Here is a 20,100-nt window from a genome sequence, read left to right on the forward strand (position 1 = left end):
ATGCATTAGTTACCAATAACTATGCTTTTGGTTTTATCACCTTCAATCAATTGAAAGTGATAGCTTTCGTTACTATTCTTTACCAGTTGTTTTTTTGAACCGGGTAAGATGTGCAATTTGGTCGCAGTGGAACACTCTTTGGTTTTTTTGTTACATGATTCAAAAAAATCTAAAATAATAGTCGTATTCCCGTTATTTTTTATTTCTGCGCTATTTGTGTCTTCCGTTATTTCAGTTGAGTATTTAGGTTCTTCTGGGGTGATAAATAAAAATGCCCCATAACCTGTTAGTATTTGTATTCCGGCAGTGAGTTCTTCACGCGTTTGCTCAGTTTTTTGCTCATCAAATCCATCATTGTTTTTTGGCTGCACTGGTACAAAGCGAACTCTAAAGTAACGTTCTGTGTCTTTTTTATCTAAGAATAACAATCTCGTTGCTTGTACTCCCTTGGCTGGAATAATTAAGCGAGACGGGCTCGCTATCAAGGCGCGGTTTTCTGTTTCCTGTTCTGGCACTTCATAGGGTTGGCCATTTTCATCATATTTTATTTCGTTAATCGATATTTTAATAAATGCGGTTGAATCACCCATGTTCATTATTTTTTTCAAATAAGTGGTTTTATTGCTAGGCATATAGTCAAATAAGGTTCCTATGCTTATTTCTGCCGCAGCATAAACTTGAGAGCTATAAAAAATAATACCAAACAGCGCTAAATATAATCGCATTATTATTGAGTTACCTTGTATTGAGTTGCCTTTATTTCATTTTTGGTTGATGTTGCTGTTCGATTGGAACAACATTTTAGCTGTATTTTATATGGGTGATTTTTATGCGTTAATAGGAATAGTCCTATAATAAAGTGCAGTGATTTTTTTGTTTTTAGGATTTATCTGATAGAAACGAGTGCCAATTTAGTTAAAAATAAGTCAGATATATTAATATTCTGTAGGTATCTATGCTGTCAGTTAAGCGTAAAAAAGTGAGTGAAGATATTGCAAGCTGCATTATGTCTGATGTGGTTATGCCTTTTTATCAGCCTATTATCGGGGTTGATAAAACCGTTATAGGATATGAAGCACTTGCACGCCGTTGGGATGCCAAGCGTCATGCATATACAGGTATTGATTTTTTATTGTTAGATAAAAATGCTGCTTTGCATATTGATATATGGATGTTGAGGTCGATTATCAAAGACTTACCTCGATTAGCCGATCAAGGCGTTGGCATACTGTCCATTAATTTAAATCCTATGCCATACAGTGTGACTTACCAAAATTTATTACAAATGCTGTTGCTTCAAGCAAAAGTGCTGTGCATCAAAATTTGGTTTGAAGTGTTAGAACACACTTTATTAGATGATAAACAGCATGAATTGATTGAAATGTTACGGGCACGAGGAGCCAGCATCGTACTGGATGATTTTGGCACCCAAGAATGTAATTTCTTGCGTATGATGGTATTGCCCTATGATGTCATCAAGTTAGACCGTTCCCTTTTGCTGCAAGCTTGTCGCTCTTCACATTCAATGCGTATGTTGACGAGCTTAGTTGAGTATTTACAGCGATTAGGAATGCAGGTTGTTTGTGAAGGTGTGGAGACTTTGACGCACATTGATGTGGCAACCTTATTGGGATGCGATTATCAACAGGGGTATGCCTATGCTATGCCTGCGCCGATTTCACACTGGGCTCGTTAGGGCGAATCACGCATTAGCTGCAAATTAACTGAGGCTGTTTATTTTGTTTTTCGCTTACCGAGTAATCCAATCCAAAATGTCCCTTCCAATAGCATGCCTAAGATGATGAACACCAATGCACTGGTGGCGCTGCCATAGGCATAAGCGCTTAATGCTGCTATTAGTAACAAGCTTAAGCTTATCCATCGTATGACTGGTTTCATTTTCGCTCCGATTAAAAAATACCGTTACCTGATGCTAAGTTATCTGACTTTAGTCGAGGGAGATTTATTTACCAATCCCACTTTTTAATGACACAGATAGACTAAAATATCCGCTAAAATTCAATCCTCTTGATTCTAAATGGCGAAATTGAGGGTTATCACTGAAAATGTCATGTTTAAAAATCCCCAGATGATCAAAGCTTAATCTTGTTTCCATCGGTGTTTAAGCTGGTATTAGGTAGACTTAACACATTAGCCACAAAATGATTTAGTGTTTGGCTTATCAGCGATTTAGGTGCTGTTGACGTTGGATTTCAGATCAATTGATGGCCGAACCTGAGTTAACGCTGACACAGTGTGATGCTATATCCAGTGGTAAATTGTGAGGGATTAGCTTGGAATTGCATACAGGCGCAATAGGTCCATCGACTTCTAACTGATTGTCTCATAAGATACAAACTTAGCTGATTTATATGGAGGGGCCATGAGACTATGGTTGCTAGGATTCATGTTGGTATCTGGTGTCGCAACGGCGGCTCAGAGCATGTATTCGATGTTTGCGGGTGGAGACTATGTACCGCCGTTGAGCGTTATGCAGCAGATTGAAAAAGGGTTCTCCGGTGTGATTGCCGAATTTCATATGGAAGAGCAAGAGGGTGAATTAGTCTATCAATTTGAGTTGATTAATCCTTTGGCAAACTCTATAACGCGGTTTGAATATCGTGCCAGTGATGGTAAGTTACTGAAACAAAAGGCGAGTAAAGTAAGCGCCGATGATCTGGGTGAGGTTGAGGCAACGCGTATGATCGCGGCAAAAGATCAAACCTTTTCAGGTCTAATCATTAAGGCCACTAAAGATCATAAAGCCTTCTTAACCGAAGCAAAATTAGACCACGACTTAGGTATCAGTTACTTAGAACTTAAGCTGCTAGACGATACGGGTAAGTTTAAGTTGGCTTTTGATGTCGAAAATTTACGACCGTTACCTTTACTCAAGTGGGATTGAAATATCTAAGTCAATCGAGTGCTCACACGAGTGCTTAAGATTGAGGAGCGCAACATACAGATGAAAATACTTTTAGTTGAAGATGATGCGACGACGATTGATTACATCGTCAAAGGATTTCTTGAGCAGGGCCACAATATCGAAACGGCGAGCGATGGCCACCAAGGTTTGTCACTCGCCACGAGTAGTCAGTACGATCTCGTGATCCTTGACCGCATGTTACCTCAGCTCGATGGCTTAAAATTGCTGGCCGCCTTAAGGGCAACGGGTAATCAAACACCAGTGCTGATTTTATCCGCTTTAGCGCACGTTGATGAGCGAGTAAAAGGCTTGCGGGCAGGTGGTGACGACTATATGACTAAGCCGTTTGCTTTCTCCGAGTTATTAGTCCGCGCTGAAAAACTGATGCACCGTGGGCAATCTGTGCCTGTGACCACTGATCTCGTTGTTGGTGGTTTGAAGATGGAGTTACTGACCCGTAATGTCACTTTAGACGGGCAGGAGTTGATGCTACAGCCAAAAGAGTTCCAGTTACTTAAGTATCTGATGGAACATGCTAATCAAGTTATTAGCCGCACCTTATTGTTCGAAGCAGTGTGGGATTATCACTTCGATCCGCGCACGAACGTCATCGATGTGCATATCGCAAAATTACGCCGTAAATTTGAAGAGTTAGGCCATGGCGAGCTTATCGAAACCGTGAGGGGAGCGGGTTATCGCTTACGACAAAGGCATTAAGCCTTACCAAAGCAGCGCCTGGCGCATCACAATCGTTTTTTCGACCTTAGTGATAGTGATCATCGGGGCGTTGCTATTTGCCCTTTATCGACAGTTGATTATTGAGCAGCAGTATCAAGTGACTCAATATTTAGAGTCAGAGACCCAACGTTATCAGCAACTTGCCCTAACGGTTGATCGCCGTAGTTTTGCCGCTCAAATCCGCGCCGCCGATCCACAAACTGCCCTGATCGCTTGGCGTAATAGCTACGATATGGTCGGTGCTTTGAGCTTTATGCCCGAAGGCATGCCCATGCTGCCGCAAACGCGGGATTTTCCTATCTTAACCGGTGGCCCGGATAAGCTGCATATTCTTACCGGCGGTCTGGTGATGACCCGCTACGGCCCAGTATTGATTGCGACCCGTACCGATAACTTAGCGACGTTAATTGATAAGTTTATCAGTGCCGCCGCGACGGCCGTCATGCTTACCGTAGTGTTGACTTTAGCGCTCGGCTATCTATTTTCTAAGGCGATTTTACGTCGATTAGTGCAATACAACCGCTTGAGTGAACAGATTGAACGCGGTCATTATGACACCCGCTTACCCTTGAGTTGGCGTCAGGATGAGTTCGATATGTTGGCGCTGCAGTTTAATAATGTGCTAGATATTCTCGAAAATAACCTGATGGCAGTGCGTGGTGCGACCGATAATATCGCCCATGATTTACGTACTCCACTGTCACATATCCGTATTGGTATTGAAGAGTTGGCGAGTAAGCCGAGCAATGAGATTAGCGAAGGTTGCGCCATTTTGACCGAGGAACTCGATCATTGTTTAGCGACGTTTGATGCCATGTTATCGCTCACGCGTATCGAAGAAGGTCAGCAGACACTCGATTTGCAGGAGTTAAGCCTAGCGCAACTGTGTACTGACTTATTGGATATGGCCGATGCTGTGGCTGAATCTAACGAGCAAACCTTGAGTTTATCGTTACTGACAGATCATAAGGTTTTTGGTGATAAATACTTATTATTCCAAGCCTTATATAATCTTGTCGATAATGCGATGAAGTATTCTGGCCAAGGTGCGCGGATTGAGATTATTCAGTCAGGCCCACAAATTCAGATCCGCGATAATGGGCCCGGTATTCCAGACGAGAGTAAAGAAAGAGTGTTCGAACGCTTAGTGCGCCTCGACCCTAGCCGGCATTTACAGGGCACTGGTTTAGGATTATCTATGGTCAAAGCGATTCTCTCACGGCACAATGCCAAAATTAATCTCACGGATAATCATCCTGGCTTAGTCGTCACTATTCAGTTTTAAGTCGATGTCCGCATTACAACGCCGAGTACTCCATGTATCAAATCATAGCCGATGAGGCTGATTTTATTGTTATTTCCAAATCAGCCAAAGTGCATTTCCACAGTCAGGATGGGACTGCAGGCGTGGTGGCGCAGGCTGAGCAAGATTTAGGGATTAAGCTTTTTGCTGTTCATCGACTCGATACACCCACGTCCGGTCTGTTGATTCTGGCTAAGAGTGCGGTCGCCGCCAAGCAATTTACTGAGCTGTTTACCGCCCATAAAGTGCAGAAATATTACCTCGCCCTCGCGAAAGGCAAGCCGAAGAAGAAGCAAGGCTGGGTGATTGGTGACATGGCAAAGTCGCGTCGTAGCATGTTTAAGTTACTGCGGACTAAAGAGAATCCAGCGATTACGCAGTTTTTCTCCTTGAGTGTTGGCGAGGGATTGCGTTTATATTTGCTTAAACCTCACTCAGGTAAAACCCATCAATTAAGAGTCGCCTTGGCGAGCTTAGGTGTACCCATTTTAGGGGATGATTTATACGGCGGAGAGGCCGCGGATCGGTGTTATCTGCATGCATATTGTCTGCATTTTCGCTATGGTGATGACGTGACAGGTTGGCGTGATTACGCTTATCGGGATTTGCCGACTCAAGGTGAGCATTTTGACGCTGAAGGTGTCACTGAGGCGCTAGTTTCATGGCGTGAGCCCGATACTTTGGCTTGGCCTGCGAAAGGAGATTAATCTTTGCAGCGTTATGTTGCAAAAGCCTAACAAGCTTGGCAAATACGGTCTCGGCCCTCAGATTTTGCGCGGTACATAGCTTGGTCTGCTTGAATGAGTAGTTTGTCAGGTTGGCATCCTTGATAAATCGTGGCGTAACCTAAACTGGCATGGATTTTTATCGTAACACCTTGCCATATAAATGAATTATCCTTAAGTACTTGATGCAATTTCTCGGCGACGACTCTGGCCGCGGGAGCATCAGTTGCGGGTAAAATCACTAGAAACTCCTCTCCACCGTGACGACATAGGGCGTCATTTTCTCGCAATACCGATCCAAACAGTCTCGCCGCCGTCAGCAGGGCGAGATCGCCCGCATCGTGCCCGTATTGATCGTTTATGTCTTTAAAATGATCAAGATCCAATAAAATCATACTGTAAGGTACTTTATCCCGCAGCCAGCGTTGATGGATATTGTTTAAAAACTTATGCATAGCACGGCGATTCCACAGGCCTGTGAGTTGGTCCCGCTCCGCTAACATGCGGATTTTACTGACAAGCCGCGTCATGGCATTACCTATCATCACGATATTGATCAATAGGGCCAGAAAGACATAGAACCAAAGCACAGGTATGGCTTCTTGTGTGTGCATGGCGATAAACATCGGACTTTCTTCGGGAGAGAGTAAGGCGATAAAGATACGAATGATAAAAATACCGACCATGGCGACTAAAGGCATAACCATAGCGATGGCGACTCGATTACCCGTATCGCGTTTGATGGCAAGATAGTTATCTCGAGTTAACATGGCGAAAATGAGCGCGGCGCAGGCTGAGAATACGATGGCCAAAATGCGTTCGGAGCTGAAATTAGGTGGAACCAAGAGCATCACACCAGCGGTGAGTGCTAAAAGAATAAGATCCGATTTTACGCTGGGCTTGAGTCTGAAAAGCGCCTTTGTTCCCCAACGCGCTAGAATGAAGCCAAATAAAATCGCCATATCCGAGCAGAACCAAAAAAAGTAACTGGAGGCTTCGGTGCGTTGGCTGTTGAGTATGATGCCAAGGAGGACGAATAAGTTCGCCAGAGAAAAGCGCATACTGGCTTGAGTGGCAATTTTTAAAGGTTGTGCAATGAGTCCCCATGCGACGGCAGCCGTGCTAGTAAGCAGACAAATAAACTTGATGAGTAATAAGGCTTGGGGATCAAATATCATTCTTTTACTTTATATTTTTCTTTAACTATAGATGCTTTTAGGGATTTTCGGTTGGAGTTTACTGGATATCTTAGTCTACTCTGGACGGATAATGGGTTGAATATCCTTTTTCATTTTAGGGAATGGTAAGGGCCTTCATTTAGGCTGCGGCTGGGATTATTTACGCCTTGCAAACTAAAAGGTTTGCAAATTCTGAGTCTTCCTGCGAAGTTAGATCTTGTTGATTTGCCTACAATCTCCGTTTTGAGGATGTTCTGTTATGGATACAAATAAACTACTTTTAGTCATTATTGCGATTTTATTGCCGCCAGTTGCTGTATTTTTGAAGGCGGGAGCGGGTAAAGATCTGCTAATAAACATCGTGTTATGTTTACTGTTCTGGTTCCCTGGTTTATTACACGCACTCTGGGTCGTGACCAAGGCATAATTTGCCTTGAAATATAAAAAAGGCTCCTAGGAGCCTTTAAACATCACCACAAATTCCTTACTTTGCTAAACGTTCAACACGCTTAACCCAGCCTTCAGGACCTTTAATATGGCCCTTTTGGATTTCGGTATACAGTTTATAGATACGCTGAACATGCTCGCCCACTTCACCATTACCGACAGTGACAACATGGCCATCTTCAAAAATGTAGGAGCCCACAGCAGAAACCACAGCCGCCGTCCCAAAACCACCCGCCTCAATAATTTCACCAGATTCAATATCAGCGATAAATTTATCAAGCATGACAGTCTCTTGGCGCACTTCACAACCGAGTATCTCACCCAATTCCATAATGGATTGCGAGGTGATCGACTTCAAAATAGTATCTGTGAAGGTTGGAATAATCACAGTGCCATCTTTTAATATGTGGAAATGATTCATCGCGCCTGCTTCTTCAATCTGTTGATTGGTTGAATCGAGATATAGCACTTGCGATGCACCAAAGGCTGCCGCCGCTTTACCCGCACGCAACGAAGCCGCATAGTTACCCGCGGCTTTTGAGGCGCCAGTGCCACCCGATACTGCACGATGGAAAGTTTTGCTGATCAGTAAGCGTATACCTTTGTTCACGCCAGCCGCGTAATAAGCGCCACTTGGGCTTAACACGACACAGAAGGTATAACGCGAACTTGGGCTCACAGAGAGGCGGTCTTCGGTCGCAAAAATAAAAGGACGAATATACAGACACGCGCCTTCTTGCATCGGGAACCAGAGGCGATCGACATCGATCAACGCATTGATCGCATCCATCTGCATTTGTTCATCGATATTGGGAATACAGACGATATCGGCGGAGCGATTCATCCGCTCGGCATTCTTATTAATGCGGAAAGTATAAATCTCGCCATCTTCGTGCATAAAGGCTTTCGCGCCTTCGAAGATCGACTGGCCATAATGCAACGCCATTGCACCCGGTGCCATTTCAAATGGTCCATAAGGAACGATGCGCGGATCGCACCATTGTCCATCATGATAATCCATCAAAAACATATGATCGGTTCTGAGGCTACCAAAGCCCACATTCCCCTCGGGCTTGAATTGCTCAGTACGGCGCTCGGACGCAAGTTTTAAATTGTAGGTTATTTCCATCGCATACCACCTTGATTACTGAACAAGCAGACTAGGGAGCGACAGGAATAAAGTCAAGAGGGGCGCGCATATCTAAAGGTCTAAGCAAATAAAAAACTCGCTAACATGCTTGGCTCAGTCTTTTACACTGCCTTAGATACTAGATAAAACAATCCGCATTGGGTCACACCTAATGCCAATGGCAAGTATTTTTGCCACAATAGGGTCGAACTCCCAATGAGATGATCCTATGTCAGATTATAAAATGATCCCCTGCGCCCACTACGACTATCTCGAACTCGCCTGTCTGCGTGGTTATCAACTCAACATTGAGCTTATTGATGGCACCCAGTGCCAAGGTAAAGCCATCACCACGCAGACAAGAGCCGACAAAACTGAGTGGCTTATCATCCAACTGCAACAAACTAAACAATCCCTTAGACTCGACCATATCGCCGCCATCACACCCCTCGAGCCTAATGCTGAATTTAGCCGAGTACTCATTGCGGCCAAGCAACCCTAGCAAAGGATATAACATGGCAACTATGATTTTATCGGTTGAAATCGGTCATTGGATCGGTGGGCATAACGGCCAATACCCCCATCTCATTGAATTTGATATGGCACATCTGGATAGACCCTTTCAGGTCAGCGAAGGTTGGGGGCATGGTTTAGGAGGCTCCGCTTACTCACTCGCACAATTTGTCGAAACGCCTTATTTCCTCAACCTCAAAACCGAGGCTCCTTGGGCGTTTGCCATTATCGAACAAGGCCTAGCCCAACAAGATATTGAGACTATCGCCAGCGCACTCTCAGAACAATATGGGGATCATCCGCCGCTTGTCCCTGCACATTTAATGGAATACTTATTAGGTTAAAGCTAAAGGGTTTTGTTAGAAGAGAGTGGCGTGCTGAACAATACAGTTTAGTTAGCGAGGTGTATTGCGGAAAAGCTTCACCGAGTCATGACACTCGGTGACAGGATTCGAAATAGGGATCGAAACAGGCTTCTAAACGGGACGAAAAATAGCTTAGCGCTTAAACCGCAACCGCCGCAATCACTGAGACTTCAACCAAATATTCTGGCTCGGCAATAGCGGCTTGCACACAAGCACGGGCTGGCGCATGACCTTTAGGCACCCAAGCATCCCATACCGCATTCATCGCATCATAATCACCCATATCTTTCAGATAAATAGTCGCTGACAGTAAATGCTCACGCGAACTTCCCGCCTGCGCTAACAAGGTATCGACCTCCTCAAGCATAGTGACAGTTTGCTCGGTGATGCCTTGATACTTGTCCTTCGCCACTTGACCACACAGATAAACAGTACCTTGGTGGATCACTATACTGCTCATGCGGGTACCTACATCTAAACGGGCAATACTCATATTGATAATCTCTTAAATCAGATGCACTTAAATAAATGGTTCAGCAAGAACCGAATCGGCTATTTTAGCGATAAACTGGCTTTATGTCTGCGCCACGAATCTGGGCAAAGGTGAATAAAAACGTGCCATCAAGGCAAATAATCCTAGGCTACAGCTCACCACGGCCAGCCACACTAACGGCGTCGCCACGGCTAAATTGACTAATTGAAATCCGACTAAGGCTGCACATGCCGCGATCAAAGCAAAGGGCAACTGAGTCACCACATGGTCATGGGGAGCGCAACCTGAGCTGGTCGCACTGAGCACGCTGGTATCTGAAATGGGCGAGCAGTGGTCGCCAAAAACCGACCCAGCCATCACAGCGCTCAGTACAGGTAACAACAAATGAGGATCTAAGTTATGGGCAATCTCTGCGCCAATAGGGATCATAATTGCAAATGTTCCCCAGCTTGAACCCGTCGCAAAAGCCATTATCGCGCAGAGTAAAAACATTCCCGCTACCAGCAGGTGCGGAGAAAGATAAGCCTTAGCCCAAGCAGCCAACAATTTAGCGACGCCAAGATCTTGGATCACAGCGCCAATCATCCAAGTGCAGAGTAAAATCGCAATGGCGAAGGCGATCATGCGAACTCCGTGGCTCAAATCCCCCACTAATGCCGTTAAACGTCGCCCAGACAAGCCTAACATGGCAAGAGTGACTAAGGTTGCCAACAAACAAGCATCGCGCATAGAAGCGCCAATATCAGCCTTAGCAAGCCAGAGTGACACATCCCAAGAAGAGACCTGCTGAGCCCCAGACCACAAAGTTAATCCCACTGAAGCAGACAGCAGAGTCAGCATAGGGATTGCGAGCAGCCAAGGATTTCCCTTAACCTCGACCGTATTGGAGGATTCCACAGCAGTAACAGCAACAAAAGAGTGAAAACCTACGCCATACCAAGCGACGAGTACGGACAAGCCTAAGGTCACGATGGCGTAAAAGTTAAATAAGGCCACCTCAATAAAGGCTTCCAGCGGCGACACGGGCAAAAAGCTGATCCCCGTGATAAGCGCCATCACATAGGGGCCCCAACTGGAGAAAGGCAATAGCGCGCATAAAGGCGAAGCATTGGAATCAACTAAATAGGCGAGCTGCTCATGGCGAATACCATAACGCTGGCTGAGCGGCTGACACACATGGCCGACAGCAAGACAACTGAAAATCCCATCGATAAACACTAACCAACCAAGAAATACGACCCCAAGACGCGCCTGACGTTCAGTACGAATACGGCTATATAGCCAATCACCAAACTGACCCACGGCACCACCACGTGCTAACAATTGCGTCATGCTACCGAGGAGTAACATGGCGAACAGCACATTGAGATGCCACGCTTGCCAAGCACCTTGGGCATAAAATTGTTTTACACCTATATCAAGCAAATACAACCCAGTTTGCAGAGGATCAAATTGGGCGATTAATAGGGCACCAGAGACAATACCTACACCTAACGCCACCAGTGTGCGGCGTAAAAATAGGGCTAAGGTTAAGGTCAACAGTAGCGGGAGTATGGCGAGCAAACTAGGCGACATGGACCATTCCGATAAAAAATAAAACCAAGAATACTAACGAGTTAATAACAAATGCAAAAAAACTTAATTTAGAACCCAGTAATAGGGTGTTTTTTAACCAAACGGCAAGAATCGCTATTCCTTAAGTTCTAGGCACTGCTAGAATCACAGTCCCATCCAGAAACCATAGGACTCTCCAGATGAGCCTTGAATTACTGTCCAAACTGGAAACCAAAATCCAGGCTGCACTCGAAACTATCGAGCTTCTAAAAATGGAGCTTGAAGAAGAGAAGCAAAAAGCGTCTACGCTGAGTGAGCACAATCAACAATTGAATGCGCAAAACCAGCAACTACAAGAAGAACTCACTTCTTGGAACGAAAAAGTGACTGGCCTTGTTGGCTTGTTAAACAGCGAAATCTAAACTGCATTAGTTTGATGATGCTGCGCTTCGATCAGTTCGTTCAATTCTAAAATAGCCTGCTTCACTTTTGGCAGGCTTTTTCTTGGCAGTAAAAACCGTCCCTTCTCAAATTCCAATCGTCCTAAATCTTTAACCCAAATAACACCAGTGAGAAAAATACGCGCGTGCTTAACGATAAGCTTAGGTGCGTAGACAGGAAAAACTCTCATATGACCACCTACAAGCATTCTTGTTGTTATTGATTACAGTTGTTTGACAGAAGCTTTGCCACTTGAGTTTCATCGTTAGAATGGTATTTTTCATCTTTTATCGCCAAAAATACTTAATCGTTTGATTTAGTTAAACTATGAATATGTCACCCTGTGAGTAAAAAAGAAGATCGCCATAATAATGTCACTTGCCAATTTTTTGACGCTCTGCTAAATTATTAGCGTTACTCAGGGTAAAAATGAGTCCTCTGGCTCAAGTCCGTACTTTCTTTTACAAGAAGTACGGTTTTTTTTGCCCATTTTTTGCCTCGTCTTTATTCCATAAGTTCAAACGACTAGCCTACAGAGGCCTAACTCAGTACGTTAAGATCCCTATCAAAGCTTTATTTGCCTTGTTGTTGCCAACCGCCCAATAAAAAAGAGCCCTTAGGCTCTTTTTAAATGCAATTGACCCGTCCTAAATAGCGTTGACACTTTTCAAACTCATTTTGGAGAGTGTAATGACTTCAACAATTAAACGAACTCAACGTGATTATTCCCTCGCTTTTAAATTGGCCGTTGTCGACCAAGTTGAAAAAGGCGAGCTGACCTATAAGCAGGCCCAAGACAAGTACGGTATTCAAGGTCGTTCCACCGTGTTAGTTTGGCTTCGCAAACATGGAAAACTGGATTGGTCCCAAGGGACACCGTCTACATCAATGCGAGGACATTTAATGACTGAGCCCACCACTCTCACTCCCGAGCAAAAGATAAAAGCACTCGAAGCCGAACTTGAGGATACCCGCATGAAAGCCGCGTTCTTCGAAGCCATTGTCGAAAAACTTAGCACTGACTACGGGATTTCTGTCGTAAAAAAGCCACGCGCGAAACGCTCCAAGAAAAAACGGCCATAGGGTATCGCGTCACCCAATGCTGCCGCTACCTCGGGATTAGCCGTCAGGCGTATTATCAGCAATGTCAGCGGCAAAAAATATCAGAGCAGAGGGAGCAACATGTATTGCAAACGGTGCAATATGAACGCTTGTTTCAACCTCGAATAGGTACACGCAAGTTACAATATTTACTGAATAAATCGCATCAAATAGTGATTGGGCGAGACCGGTTATTTAGCAGCCTCAGAGCGCATCGTTTGTTGGTCGCGCCTAAACGGGCGTACCATAAAACGACTCACAGTCATCATCGATTTCGGTGTCATCCCAACTTGCTTAAGCCCAGTGAGCAACAAGTGGACATCACTCGCTCAGAACAAGTCTGGGTGGCTGATATTACCTATCTGCCACTGCAAAATAATGAAGCCTACTGAAGCCTGGTGACCGATGCCTGGTCACGAAAAATCGCGGGTTATCATGTTGATGATAATCTCAAAACAGATGGTGTGCTAACAGCGTACAAACAGGCACTGAGGCAGCGGTAAGACAAAGATAAACCGCTGAGACCTAGATACAATACTGCTCAAACGCTTATCAAGCGGTTCACACTCATCATGGCGTGACATGCTCAATGACAGACGGATATGACTGCTATCAAAATGCGTTAGCAGAGCGAGTAAATGGTATATTGAAGCAGGAGTTTTTAACACATAAGCCAGCAACGCTGCAGGAGGCGCGACAGATGGTGGCAGAAGCGGTCGCCATCTATAATCAACGACGGCCCCATTTGACCTTAAAATACAAAACGCCGATGAGGTTCATCAGGCGTTTTAGGTGGAAATAAGTGTCAACTTATTTCAGGACTAGACACAAAATGGGTCTTTCACTTAGAAAGGCAAGGTGTAGCCTATTGTTGCAGTACGCCCCATCCCTTTGAAATAACGATCATTTGTACCCATGGTTTGTGAGTAATAATTGAAATAATCCTTATTAAATAGATTTTGCAAACCTAGGCTCAGGGTGCCAGTGTAAAGCGGCATAGAGAAGGAAGCATCGACTGTCGTGTAGCCATCAAACTCTGCATACTTGTTGCCCGCCGCGTTTTTAAAATCGCGGTCCATGTAGTAATTGGCTTGAACGCGGGTCGACATTTCATTATCGAAGTTATGGGTCCAGAACAGGTTGATACGGTTTGGCGAAATATTAGCACCATCGAGATCGGTATCGACTTGGCTATCACCATTTGAATCGTATTCGCCCTGCTGGAAGGCGATATTCATGCCGAGATCATCATTGCTGGTAATGTAGGCGGTGACATTCGCTTCAATACCATCGATCACACTCTTTTCACGCTTCACGTCGTAGAAACCATCACTATTTAAGGCCAAACGTGAGCCAAAATCAGTGGCGGAACGATAGTAAGCTAGCTTAGCGCTTAAGTATTTACCTTGGTAATCGGCGCCGACTTCAACGTTATCTGTGACGATCGGTGTGAGCGCCAGTGAGCCATCTATGCTGGGATTGTCGCCGGGGAAGCTTTTACCATCACGCAGAATTCGGCCGATATCCGGCATGCCAAAACCTTGGTTATAGCTGGTATAAACACGAATGTCAGGAGTGATTTTATAAGAGATACCGACGTTAAATAAGGTTTCATCGAAGGTGGCTGAACCGCCCGCAATTTGCTTATTGCCTGCACCCCATAGGGTTTTGTAGTCATCGACACTTAACTCGGCATGTTCGTAACGAACACCGGTCGATAAGGTTAAATTTTCAATTAAGTCATAATCTAACTGCAAGTATGGCGCAACGTTGTCATAGGTACTTTCGGGAACCCATGAAAAGCCAGTTTTTACTAAGTCTTGCTCAGTGGTGTCGCGGAAAAGGTCGACACCGTAGGCCGCATCAATTCCTGAGCCGGCAATATCCTTAGCGATCAAGGCGCTTTTTAAACCCCATTTAACCGAAGAGTTACGCGATTGCTCGTAGTACAAGCTTTCGCCTTTACTGCCGATACCGCATTGGATGACTTGATCGCTGCCTTCGAAGGATGGATCGTAGAAACTGTCGAAACAGCCACCGCCATAAACCGCTTTAAAATCTTGATTAAAGAGTTGTAGGCTAAGTTGTTGACCACCAATATTGGCGTGGGTGTAAGTCAAACTTGTGGTGGTCACTTGGTTGTTGGCGGCTTCCCATGGCTGAGTTTCTTTAACTGCACCTGTGGGGACACCATTGGGCTTGTCACCTACAACGGGCATCCAATCGCCATTGTTGTCTGCATTGTAATGGTTAACCATTAATTCAAGGCGAGACTCATCGAAGTTATGGCCAAGCTTGATGAAGAAGTCTTTACTCTGACTATCCATCGACTCGCCTTGAGTCGTGTCGACACCCACTACGTTATGATTGGCATCGTAATAGACGCCATTATTGCGGTAGCTAACCGAACCTATCATGTCGATAAATTCTGACTCGCCAGAAAACGCATAGCTAGCACCAAAGCTTAAGCCATTGGATTTCATTGAATCAGGCACTGTGACATCGAAACTAGCAACCTGTTCGCTGTCGCCTGTTGGCTTTTTAGTGATGTAGTTGATGATGCCGCCTTGGGCACCGAGACCGTGCATGGCATTGGCGCCGTGAATGATTTCGATGCGCTCAATCATGGCAGGATCTATAGTTTGTCCCTCTCTACCACCACTGCGAAGTGGGTTCGATTGAGGCACTCCGTCGATCATAATCAATGGCGGACGACCACGCAGGGTTTCACCTGTGTTACTCATCTTCTGGCGGCTCGGTGAAAAGCTAGGCGCTAAGTTACCGATAATAGTCGATAAATCTTTAGTGGTGCGGAACTGTTCTTCTAATTGGGCACGGTCGATGATAGTGACAGTATTGGGGATCGAGCTGGGAGATTTATCCATTCGACTCGCGGTGACAGTGATTTTTTCTATGTCTTTATTTTTGTTGTTTGGACTGTTGTCGGTGGCATCTTGGGCCGCAGCGGATTGGGTTAACGCTGCCAATACGGCTAAAGCAACAAACGAGGTTTTGAATGTCATATAACTTCCTGCTAAGGGCGAATGAGTTTGTTACACCGGCTCCCTTGGCATAGGTTAATATTCCATTAAATTGTATTGCAAATGATAACGATTTTTATTATTCGCGATTTTAGGGGAGGAATTACAGCTTGTCTAGTCACGCCATACAGGAAATTGCATGATTTGACGACAGTATGAATAAATTGCGACACAGCACTCGGTATCGAGAGGTTTTACCGTAAAGGACATACATATAGTGCGAGTTTATGTCGGTAAGGCATTACCTTGTTTGGCATTTGTCTTTGATTTAGGAGACCTATGCTTTAGTCGCAGGTTTGATTATTTGATTGGGCTACGCGTTTGCCTTAGTGCTTTCGATTGTCTGGCGTGTTGATGGAAGGCTATAATCGCACCCCTTTATACTGTATCTCGCATTGGTACTCTGATGAACCGTAAAAAGAAGATTAATCAAACCTTGAAGAGCAAGGCAAAAAAGGCCAATGCCAAACTGCAATCTAGCAATAAACCTAAATATATTGCAAAGGCAGAGAGAGAAGCATTAGCTGCGGCAGTTGAGCATGAAACCCCATCAAAAACCGCAGAACCTCAGCTTGATATTGGACTGCCAATAAGCTGATTAAAGTAAGTCGTTAAGCCTATAGTGCAGTTAAATACTCGATAGGGTTTTGATAAAAGGCCTTTTTATAACCTTGGGTTGAAGTATCCATCAGCCAAGGTTTAGGCAATAAGCTCAAAATGGAATAGTGCAAATGGGGCGGTTTACCTTGTGCATTGCCCGTATCGCCGACAGTACCCAAAGTGTCACCTTGGTAGGTAATCAATCCTGTGGCTGATTCAATTTGGGCTAAATGGGCAAAGTAATGAATTTGCCATTTAGGACCTAAACCAACCACCACATTTCCTCCTTTGAAGAAGTCACCTCGATACAAGATCAGCATAGGCGTTGGCGCAATCACTGCGGTGTTTTTGGCGGCGAAAATATCTATCCCCTTGTGAACGCCCGATGGACCCCAAGGTTCATACCAAAAGGTTTGGCTGTTCCAATCTTTACTGCTGGCACCTTTTACTGGGATCGCGGGTGACTCAGGGATCAGATAACCACCAAGTAGCAGTAACGTCAGTGCTAATCCAACATATTTCAATTTCATTTTTTATCCTGCATTAAGTGTTTGCGTACCTTAAGTTTTAATGAAACTCGCTAAATTCCCGCCAATTTTCAGGATATTGCAAGCGCTCAGTTTCTGAGAGTGATAGCCAATAGGGGCGCCAAAAATAGCTGCACCAAAAGTCGATATTACCTTGAAGACTGCCGAGGGTATCGGGATCGATATTAGGAAAGCTTTCCCATGGATTGGGCGGGGCAGATTTGAATCTGATTAATGCTTCTAGCAAGGGTTTGTCATTGGTCACTAAGGTTATGCACACACCCGCAAAATCGTCATATTGGTTCAGTAATACGCAGGTCGCTTGGGTTGGATGTTCGATAAAACCGTTAAAGTTGACCGTTTGCTCGGGCAATATGTTAAAGCCTGCCTGGCTAAGTAAAGTGTTTAAGGCCTCTTTCCCTTGGTAAGTCAGCAAGCAATGCAATTGATAAGCAAAAATATCTGCTCTGTCCATAGGTACAACGAGTGGATAGGTTTGTATGATTGGCAAGCTGATATTGGGCATCTGGGTTTGATGAAAAACAGTGTGTAACTCAGTTTGTGGCCTAGATTGCTCGAGGCTATCACTATTACGCGCAAGGCGTTGTTTAATCCAAGTTAATACTGACATTATTGTTATTTCTCAGTGAACTTTACTGGTGAATGGCGTATTTGCGGATTCTGCTATCGGGGATGCTGTGATTTCCGGGGCCTGCCATCTTAACCAACCTTTTACTCGAGGCGCATCAATATACCAGAGACCGTTTTGTTGAATTAATGCCAACCGTTCGCGTGATGGGCCAAAGGGGCCGGGATTTTGCTGGGCAATTTCAATACTGCTATCGGTAACTGAGGCAATGATTGCAACGTGACCGTAGGGGTTAAATATCCATGGAGAAAACACGAGTAGATCATCCTGCATAGGTTTGGTCTGACTCGCATTAGTGTATTGCCGCATAGCGCGTTTTTCATTCCACATGCCATCGCTTAACTTGTTATCAAAAAAGTCTCTAGCATGGCCTAAAGCATCAGGCATTTTATGCTGGTAGCGTTGGTAAAAGTAGCGCTTAACAAATTCAACACATTGATATTGAATACCTAAGTTATAACCATCTATAGATAGGTTGCGTCCTGAATGGGTATTAACTCCTCCGTTATAATAGATATTAACCCCGTTTAGAGTGTCGATGACTTCTCCTACTTGATGGTGGGAATTAAAGTTAATCCGAGTTATCAGACTGTAGGCACAGTATACGAGCCCCATCAGTATCGCGAAAAAAGCTAATAGAATGGATAAGCGTCTAATCATCTTTAGTACGGCAAGCTAAAAAGAGTTGTTGAGTAAGATACTTATCTCACTTTCGGGCTGCGTATTTTATGTTCTGAAGAACATGGACGTCTAGGGTATGGGTTTTATATTGGCACAGGTTAATACTTTTGTGTGATCTAAGGTTATCTAAAACAAAGGCCGCATCAGCGGCCTTTGTTATTTGTGGCGGTTAGAGTAAAGCGGTTGCGAGTAGATAACCGACAGCCGATGCTGTCGCTACACCGATAAAGCCTGGAATGATAAAGCTATGGTTAATAATGAACTTACCTATTTTAGTCGTACCTGAACGGTCAAAGCCGATACAGGCCAGATCACTTGGATAGGTTGGTAGCACGAAATAACCGTAGCTTGCAGGGAGGAAGGCGATTAAGAGTTTTGGATCGACCCCTAAGGCGAGTCCCATAGGTGCGATTGCAGTGAGTGCTGCCGCTTGGCTATTAACAAGCTTAGAGATGAGAAACAGCACTAAGGCATAGGTCCAAGGCTGGCTTTGTACTACATGGGACAGGTTTTCCTGCAGTACATCCATATGGCTGATGAAGAAAGTATCGCTCATCCACGCCACACCAAATACTGAGAAAATTGCTACCATGCCCGCTTTAAAAACGGGACCGTTAGAGATGTTAGTCGGTTTGACTTTACAGGTCATCAGGATAAATGCACCTGCAATTAACATCATCATCTGGATCACTAAGTTCATCGAGAGCAAGGTCGATTTACCTTTAACGTCAAAGGCGGGACGTAATTCACTAAATGAACCTAACAGTACCACAGCAGCGATAGCGGTGAAGAAAATCCCCGTTGCCCAGTAAGCTTCCTTCGGATATTTTTGATTTAACAGGGTTTCGCTCTTGTCATAGATAAAGGCTCTTTGGACTGGATCTTTAATGCGTTCTTGAAATTCTTCATCTTTATCTAAATCTTTACCACGACGCAGACTCCAAAGTGCAGCAGCCATGACACCGCAAAGCGATGCTGGCACTGACACCATTAAAATTTCGAGCAGATTGTAAGCGCGGCCTACACCCTGTTGTGATGCCAGAATCGACACCATAGACACCACCGCTACCGACACGGGCGAAGCACAAATCGCCATTTGTGAGGCGACAGAGGCCACCGCCATTGGGCGCTCTGGGCGAATATTTTTCTTCAGCGCGATATCGGAAATAATCGGGAACATGGTGTAAACCACATGGCCAGTACCGCAAAGGAAGGTCAGCGTCCACGTGGTCAGCGGCGCTAGAATCGTGATGTATTGTGGATGACGGCGCAGTAAGCGCTCGGCATACTGCATCATCACATCTAATCCACCCGCGGTTTGCAATACGGCTGCACAGCCAATGACTGCAAGTATGGTTAGCATAACTTGCACTGGCGGTTGTCCCGGCGCTAAACCGAAAACAAAAATCAGTAAAAATAAGCCAATACCGCTGATGAGGCCTAATCCCATGCCGCCGTAGCGGGTACCTAGCAGTAGGCAGCTAAGCACTACTATAAATTCCATTAAAATCATCCGATTTACCTCTGCGGAACTTACCGCTTAGCTATTAGTTGAGTGATGAGTGTCTTCAGGAACATTCTGCGGAGTAAAAGTGTTTGAAAAATTGCGCTGGCGCATGGTGTAAATAAAAAATGGCATTAGTTTTTTCGGAAATTTGACCTAACGCTAGAAACATGTGGCGATAAGTT

22 protein-coding genes and 1 pseudogene are annotated in these 20,100 nt (G+C 44.7%); 11 read left to right on the top strand and 12 right to left on the bottom strand.

The window, feature by feature from the left end; all coding sequences use genetic code 11:
- Positions 1–5 precede the first annotated feature (5 nt).
- Positions 6–725: a hypothetical protein gene (locus tag CKQ84_RS09780; protein ID WP_173913170.1), complete on the bottom strand. Its 720-nt coding sequence runs from the start codon at positions 723–725 to the stop codon at positions 6–8.
- A gap of 230 nt (positions 726–955) precedes the next feature.
- On the opposite strand from CKQ84_RS09780, the gene CKQ84_RS09785 reads away from it, so the two are divergent.
- The gene (locus CKQ84_RS09785) at positions 956–1,696 is read left to right on the top strand and encodes an EAL domain-containing protein (protein ID WP_105251094.1); all 741 of its coding nucleotides are present in this window, start codon (positions 956–958) and stop codon (positions 1,694–1,696) included.
- Positions 1,697–1,734: 38 nt separating this feature from the next.
- On the opposite strand, the gene CKQ84_RS09790 is transcribed toward CKQ84_RS09785, so the two are convergent.
- Positions 1,735–1,899, bottom strand: a complete 165-nt coding sequence (locus CKQ84_RS09790; RefSeq protein WP_105251095.1) for a hypothetical protein — start codon at positions 1,897–1,899, stop codon at positions 1,735–1,737.
- 484 nt (positions 1,900–2,383) lie between these two features.
- Between CKQ84_RS09790 and CKQ84_RS09795 the strand changes: the two genes are divergently transcribed.
- Genes CKQ84_RS09795 through CKQ84_RS09810 form a run of 4 tightly spaced genes read left to right on the top strand, consistent with a single transcriptional unit; the run spans position 2,384 to position 5,674 of the window.
- Positions 2,384–2,905 (top strand): hypothetical protein, encoded by a 522-nt coding sequence (locus CKQ84_RS09795; protein ID WP_105251096.1) that lies wholly within the window; start codon positions 2,384–2,386, stop codon positions 2,903–2,905.
- Positions 2,906–2,965: 60 nt separating this feature from the next.
- Positions 2,966–3,643 (top strand): response regulator transcription factor, encoded by a 678-nt coding sequence (locus CKQ84_RS09800; RefSeq protein WP_006079763.1) that lies wholly within the window; start codon positions 2,966–2,968, stop codon positions 3,641–3,643.
- Positions 3,644–3,692: 49 nt separating this feature from the next.
- A complete protein-coding gene (locus CKQ84_RS09805; protein WP_105251097.1) occupies positions 3,693–4,949 on the top strand; it encodes a HAMP domain-containing sensor histidine kinase in 1,257 nt (418 codons plus the stop codon).
- A gap of 32 nt (positions 4,950–4,981) precedes the next feature.
- Positions 4,982–5,674 (top strand): TIGR01621 family pseudouridine synthase, encoded by a 693-nt coding sequence (locus CKQ84_RS09810; protein WP_105251098.1) that lies wholly within the window; start codon positions 4,982–4,984, stop codon positions 5,672–5,674.
- Positions 5,675–5,700: 26 nt separating this feature from the next.
- Here the strand turns inward: CKQ84_RS09810 and CKQ84_RS09815 are convergent, their stop codons facing one another.
- On the bottom strand, positions 5,701–6,870 hold the full coding sequence (locus CKQ84_RS09815; protein WP_105251099.1) for a GGDEF domain-containing protein: 1,170 nt from the start codon (positions 6,868–6,870) through the stop codon (positions 5,701–5,703).
- Between the two features lie 259 nt (positions 6,871–7,129).
- Here CKQ84_RS09815 and CKQ84_RS09820 point away from each other — a divergent pair, with 259 nt between their 5' ends.
- Positions 7,130–7,297, top strand: coding sequence for a YqaE/Pmp3 family membrane protein (locus CKQ84_RS09820; RefSeq protein ID WP_006079767.1), 168 nt, complete (start codon positions 7,130–7,132; stop codon positions 7,295–7,297).
- 57 nt (positions 7,298–7,354) lie between these two features.
- Here CKQ84_RS09820 and CKQ84_RS09825 read toward each other — a convergent pair whose 3' ends face one another.
- Complete coding sequence (locus CKQ84_RS09825; RefSeq protein WP_105251100.1) at positions 7,355–8,446, bottom strand: branched-chain amino acid aminotransferase; 1,092 nt, start codon at positions 8,444–8,446, stop codon at positions 7,355–7,357.
- Positions 8,447–8,675: 229 nt separating this feature from the next.
- On the opposite strand from CKQ84_RS09825, the gene CKQ84_RS09830 reads away from it, so the two are divergent.
- Both CKQ84_RS09830 and CKQ84_RS09835 read left to right on the top strand, forming a co-directional pair.
- The gene (locus tag CKQ84_RS09830; protein WP_105251101.1) at positions 8,676–8,948 is read left to right on the top strand and encodes a Rho-binding antiterminator; all 273 of its coding nucleotides are present in this window, start codon (positions 8,676–8,678) and stop codon (positions 8,946–8,948) included.
- Between the two features lie 13 nt (positions 8,949–8,961).
- The gene (locus tag CKQ84_RS09835) at positions 8,962–9,303 is read left to right on the top strand and encodes a hypothetical protein (RefSeq protein ID WP_105251102.1); all 342 of its coding nucleotides are present in this window, start codon (positions 8,962–8,964) and stop codon (positions 9,301–9,303) included.
- A gap of 160 nt (positions 9,304–9,463) precedes the next feature.
- On the opposite strand, the gene CKQ84_RS09840 is transcribed toward CKQ84_RS09835, so the two are convergent.
- Both CKQ84_RS09840 and CKQ84_RS09845 read right to left on the bottom strand, forming a co-directional pair.
- A complete protein-coding gene (locus CKQ84_RS09840) occupies positions 9,464–9,817 on the bottom strand; it encodes a RidA family protein (RefSeq protein WP_105251103.1) in 354 nt (117 codons plus the stop codon).
- Between the two features lie 81 nt (positions 9,818–9,898).
- The gene (locus CKQ84_RS09845; RefSeq protein WP_105251104.1) at positions 9,899–11,392 is read right to left on the bottom strand and encodes a Na+/H+ antiporter NhaC family protein; all 1,494 of its coding nucleotides are present in this window, start codon (positions 11,390–11,392) and stop codon (positions 9,899–9,901) included.
- Positions 11,393–11,571: 179 nt separating this feature from the next.
- Between CKQ84_RS09845 and CKQ84_RS09850 the strand changes: the two genes are divergently transcribed.
- Positions 11,572–11,793 carry a cell division protein ZapB gene (locus tag CKQ84_RS09850; protein ID WP_006083484.1) on the top strand — a complete coding sequence of 74 codons (222 nt, stop codon included), beginning with the start codon at positions 11,572–11,574 and terminating at the stop codon, positions 11,791–11,793.
- Here the strand turns inward: CKQ84_RS09850 and CKQ84_RS09855 are convergent.
- Positions 11,790–12,002 carry a DUF1107 domain-containing protein gene (locus CKQ84_RS09855; RefSeq protein ID WP_006083486.1) on the bottom strand — a complete coding sequence of 71 codons (213 nt, stop codon included), beginning with the start codon at positions 12,000–12,002 and terminating at the stop codon, positions 11,790–11,792. The genes CKQ84_RS09850 and CKQ84_RS09855 overlap by 4 nt on opposite strands.
- A gap of 500 nt (positions 12,003–12,502) precedes the next feature.
- On the opposite strand from CKQ84_RS09855, the pseudogene CKQ84_RS09860 reads away from it, so the two are divergent.
- Positions 12,503–13,705: pseudogene (locus CKQ84_RS09860) on the top strand (IS3 family transposase).
- A 53-nt stretch (positions 13,706–13,758) separates the two neighbouring features.
- Here the strand turns inward: CKQ84_RS09860 and CKQ84_RS09865 are convergent.
- Positions 13,759–15,936 (bottom strand): TonB-dependent receptor, encoded by a 2,178-nt coding sequence (locus CKQ84_RS09865; protein ID WP_105251105.1) that lies wholly within the window; start codon positions 15,934–15,936, stop codon positions 13,759–13,761.
- 424 nt (positions 15,937–16,360) lie between these two features.
- Between CKQ84_RS09865 and CKQ84_RS09870 the strand changes: the two genes are divergently transcribed.
- A complete protein-coding gene (locus CKQ84_RS09870; protein ID WP_105251106.1) occupies positions 16,361–16,552 on the top strand; it encodes a DUF2986 domain-containing protein in 192 nt (63 codons plus the stop codon).
- Between the two features lie 19 nt (positions 16,553–16,571).
- Here the strand turns inward: CKQ84_RS09870 and CKQ84_RS09875 are convergent, their stop codons facing one another.
- The 4 genes from CKQ84_RS09875 to CKQ84_RS09890 all read right to left on the bottom strand — a co-directional run bounded on the left by CKQ84_RS09875 (position 16,572) and on the right by CKQ84_RS09890 (position 19,924).
- Positions 16,572–17,084 carry a M23 family metallopeptidase gene (locus CKQ84_RS09875; protein WP_105251107.1) on the bottom strand — a complete coding sequence of 171 codons (513 nt, stop codon included), beginning with the start codon at positions 17,082–17,084 and terminating at the stop codon, positions 16,572–16,574.
- A 37-nt stretch (positions 17,085–17,121) separates the two neighbouring features.
- Complete coding sequence (locus CKQ84_RS09880; protein ID WP_105251108.1) at positions 17,122–17,712, bottom strand: hypothetical protein; 591 nt, start codon at positions 17,710–17,712, stop codon at positions 17,122–17,124.
- 12 nt (positions 17,713–17,724) lie between these two features.
- Positions 17,725–18,390 carry a CHAP domain-containing protein gene (locus CKQ84_RS09885; RefSeq protein ID WP_105251109.1) on the bottom strand — a complete coding sequence of 222 codons (666 nt, stop codon included), beginning with the start codon at positions 18,388–18,390 and terminating at the stop codon, positions 17,725–17,727.
- Between the two features lie 190 nt (positions 18,391–18,580).
- Positions 18,581–19,924 carry an anaerobic C4-dicarboxylate transporter gene (locus tag CKQ84_RS09890; RefSeq protein WP_105251110.1) on the bottom strand — a complete coding sequence of 448 codons (1,344 nt, stop codon included), beginning with the start codon at positions 19,922–19,924 and terminating at the stop codon, positions 18,581–18,583.
- Positions 19,925–20,100: the final 176 nt, after the last annotated feature.

It is taken from the genome of Shewanella sp. WE21, assembly GCF_002966515.1.
GTDB lineage: Bacteria > Pseudomonadota > Gammaproteobacteria > Enterobacterales > Shewanellaceae > Shewanella > Shewanella oncorhynchi.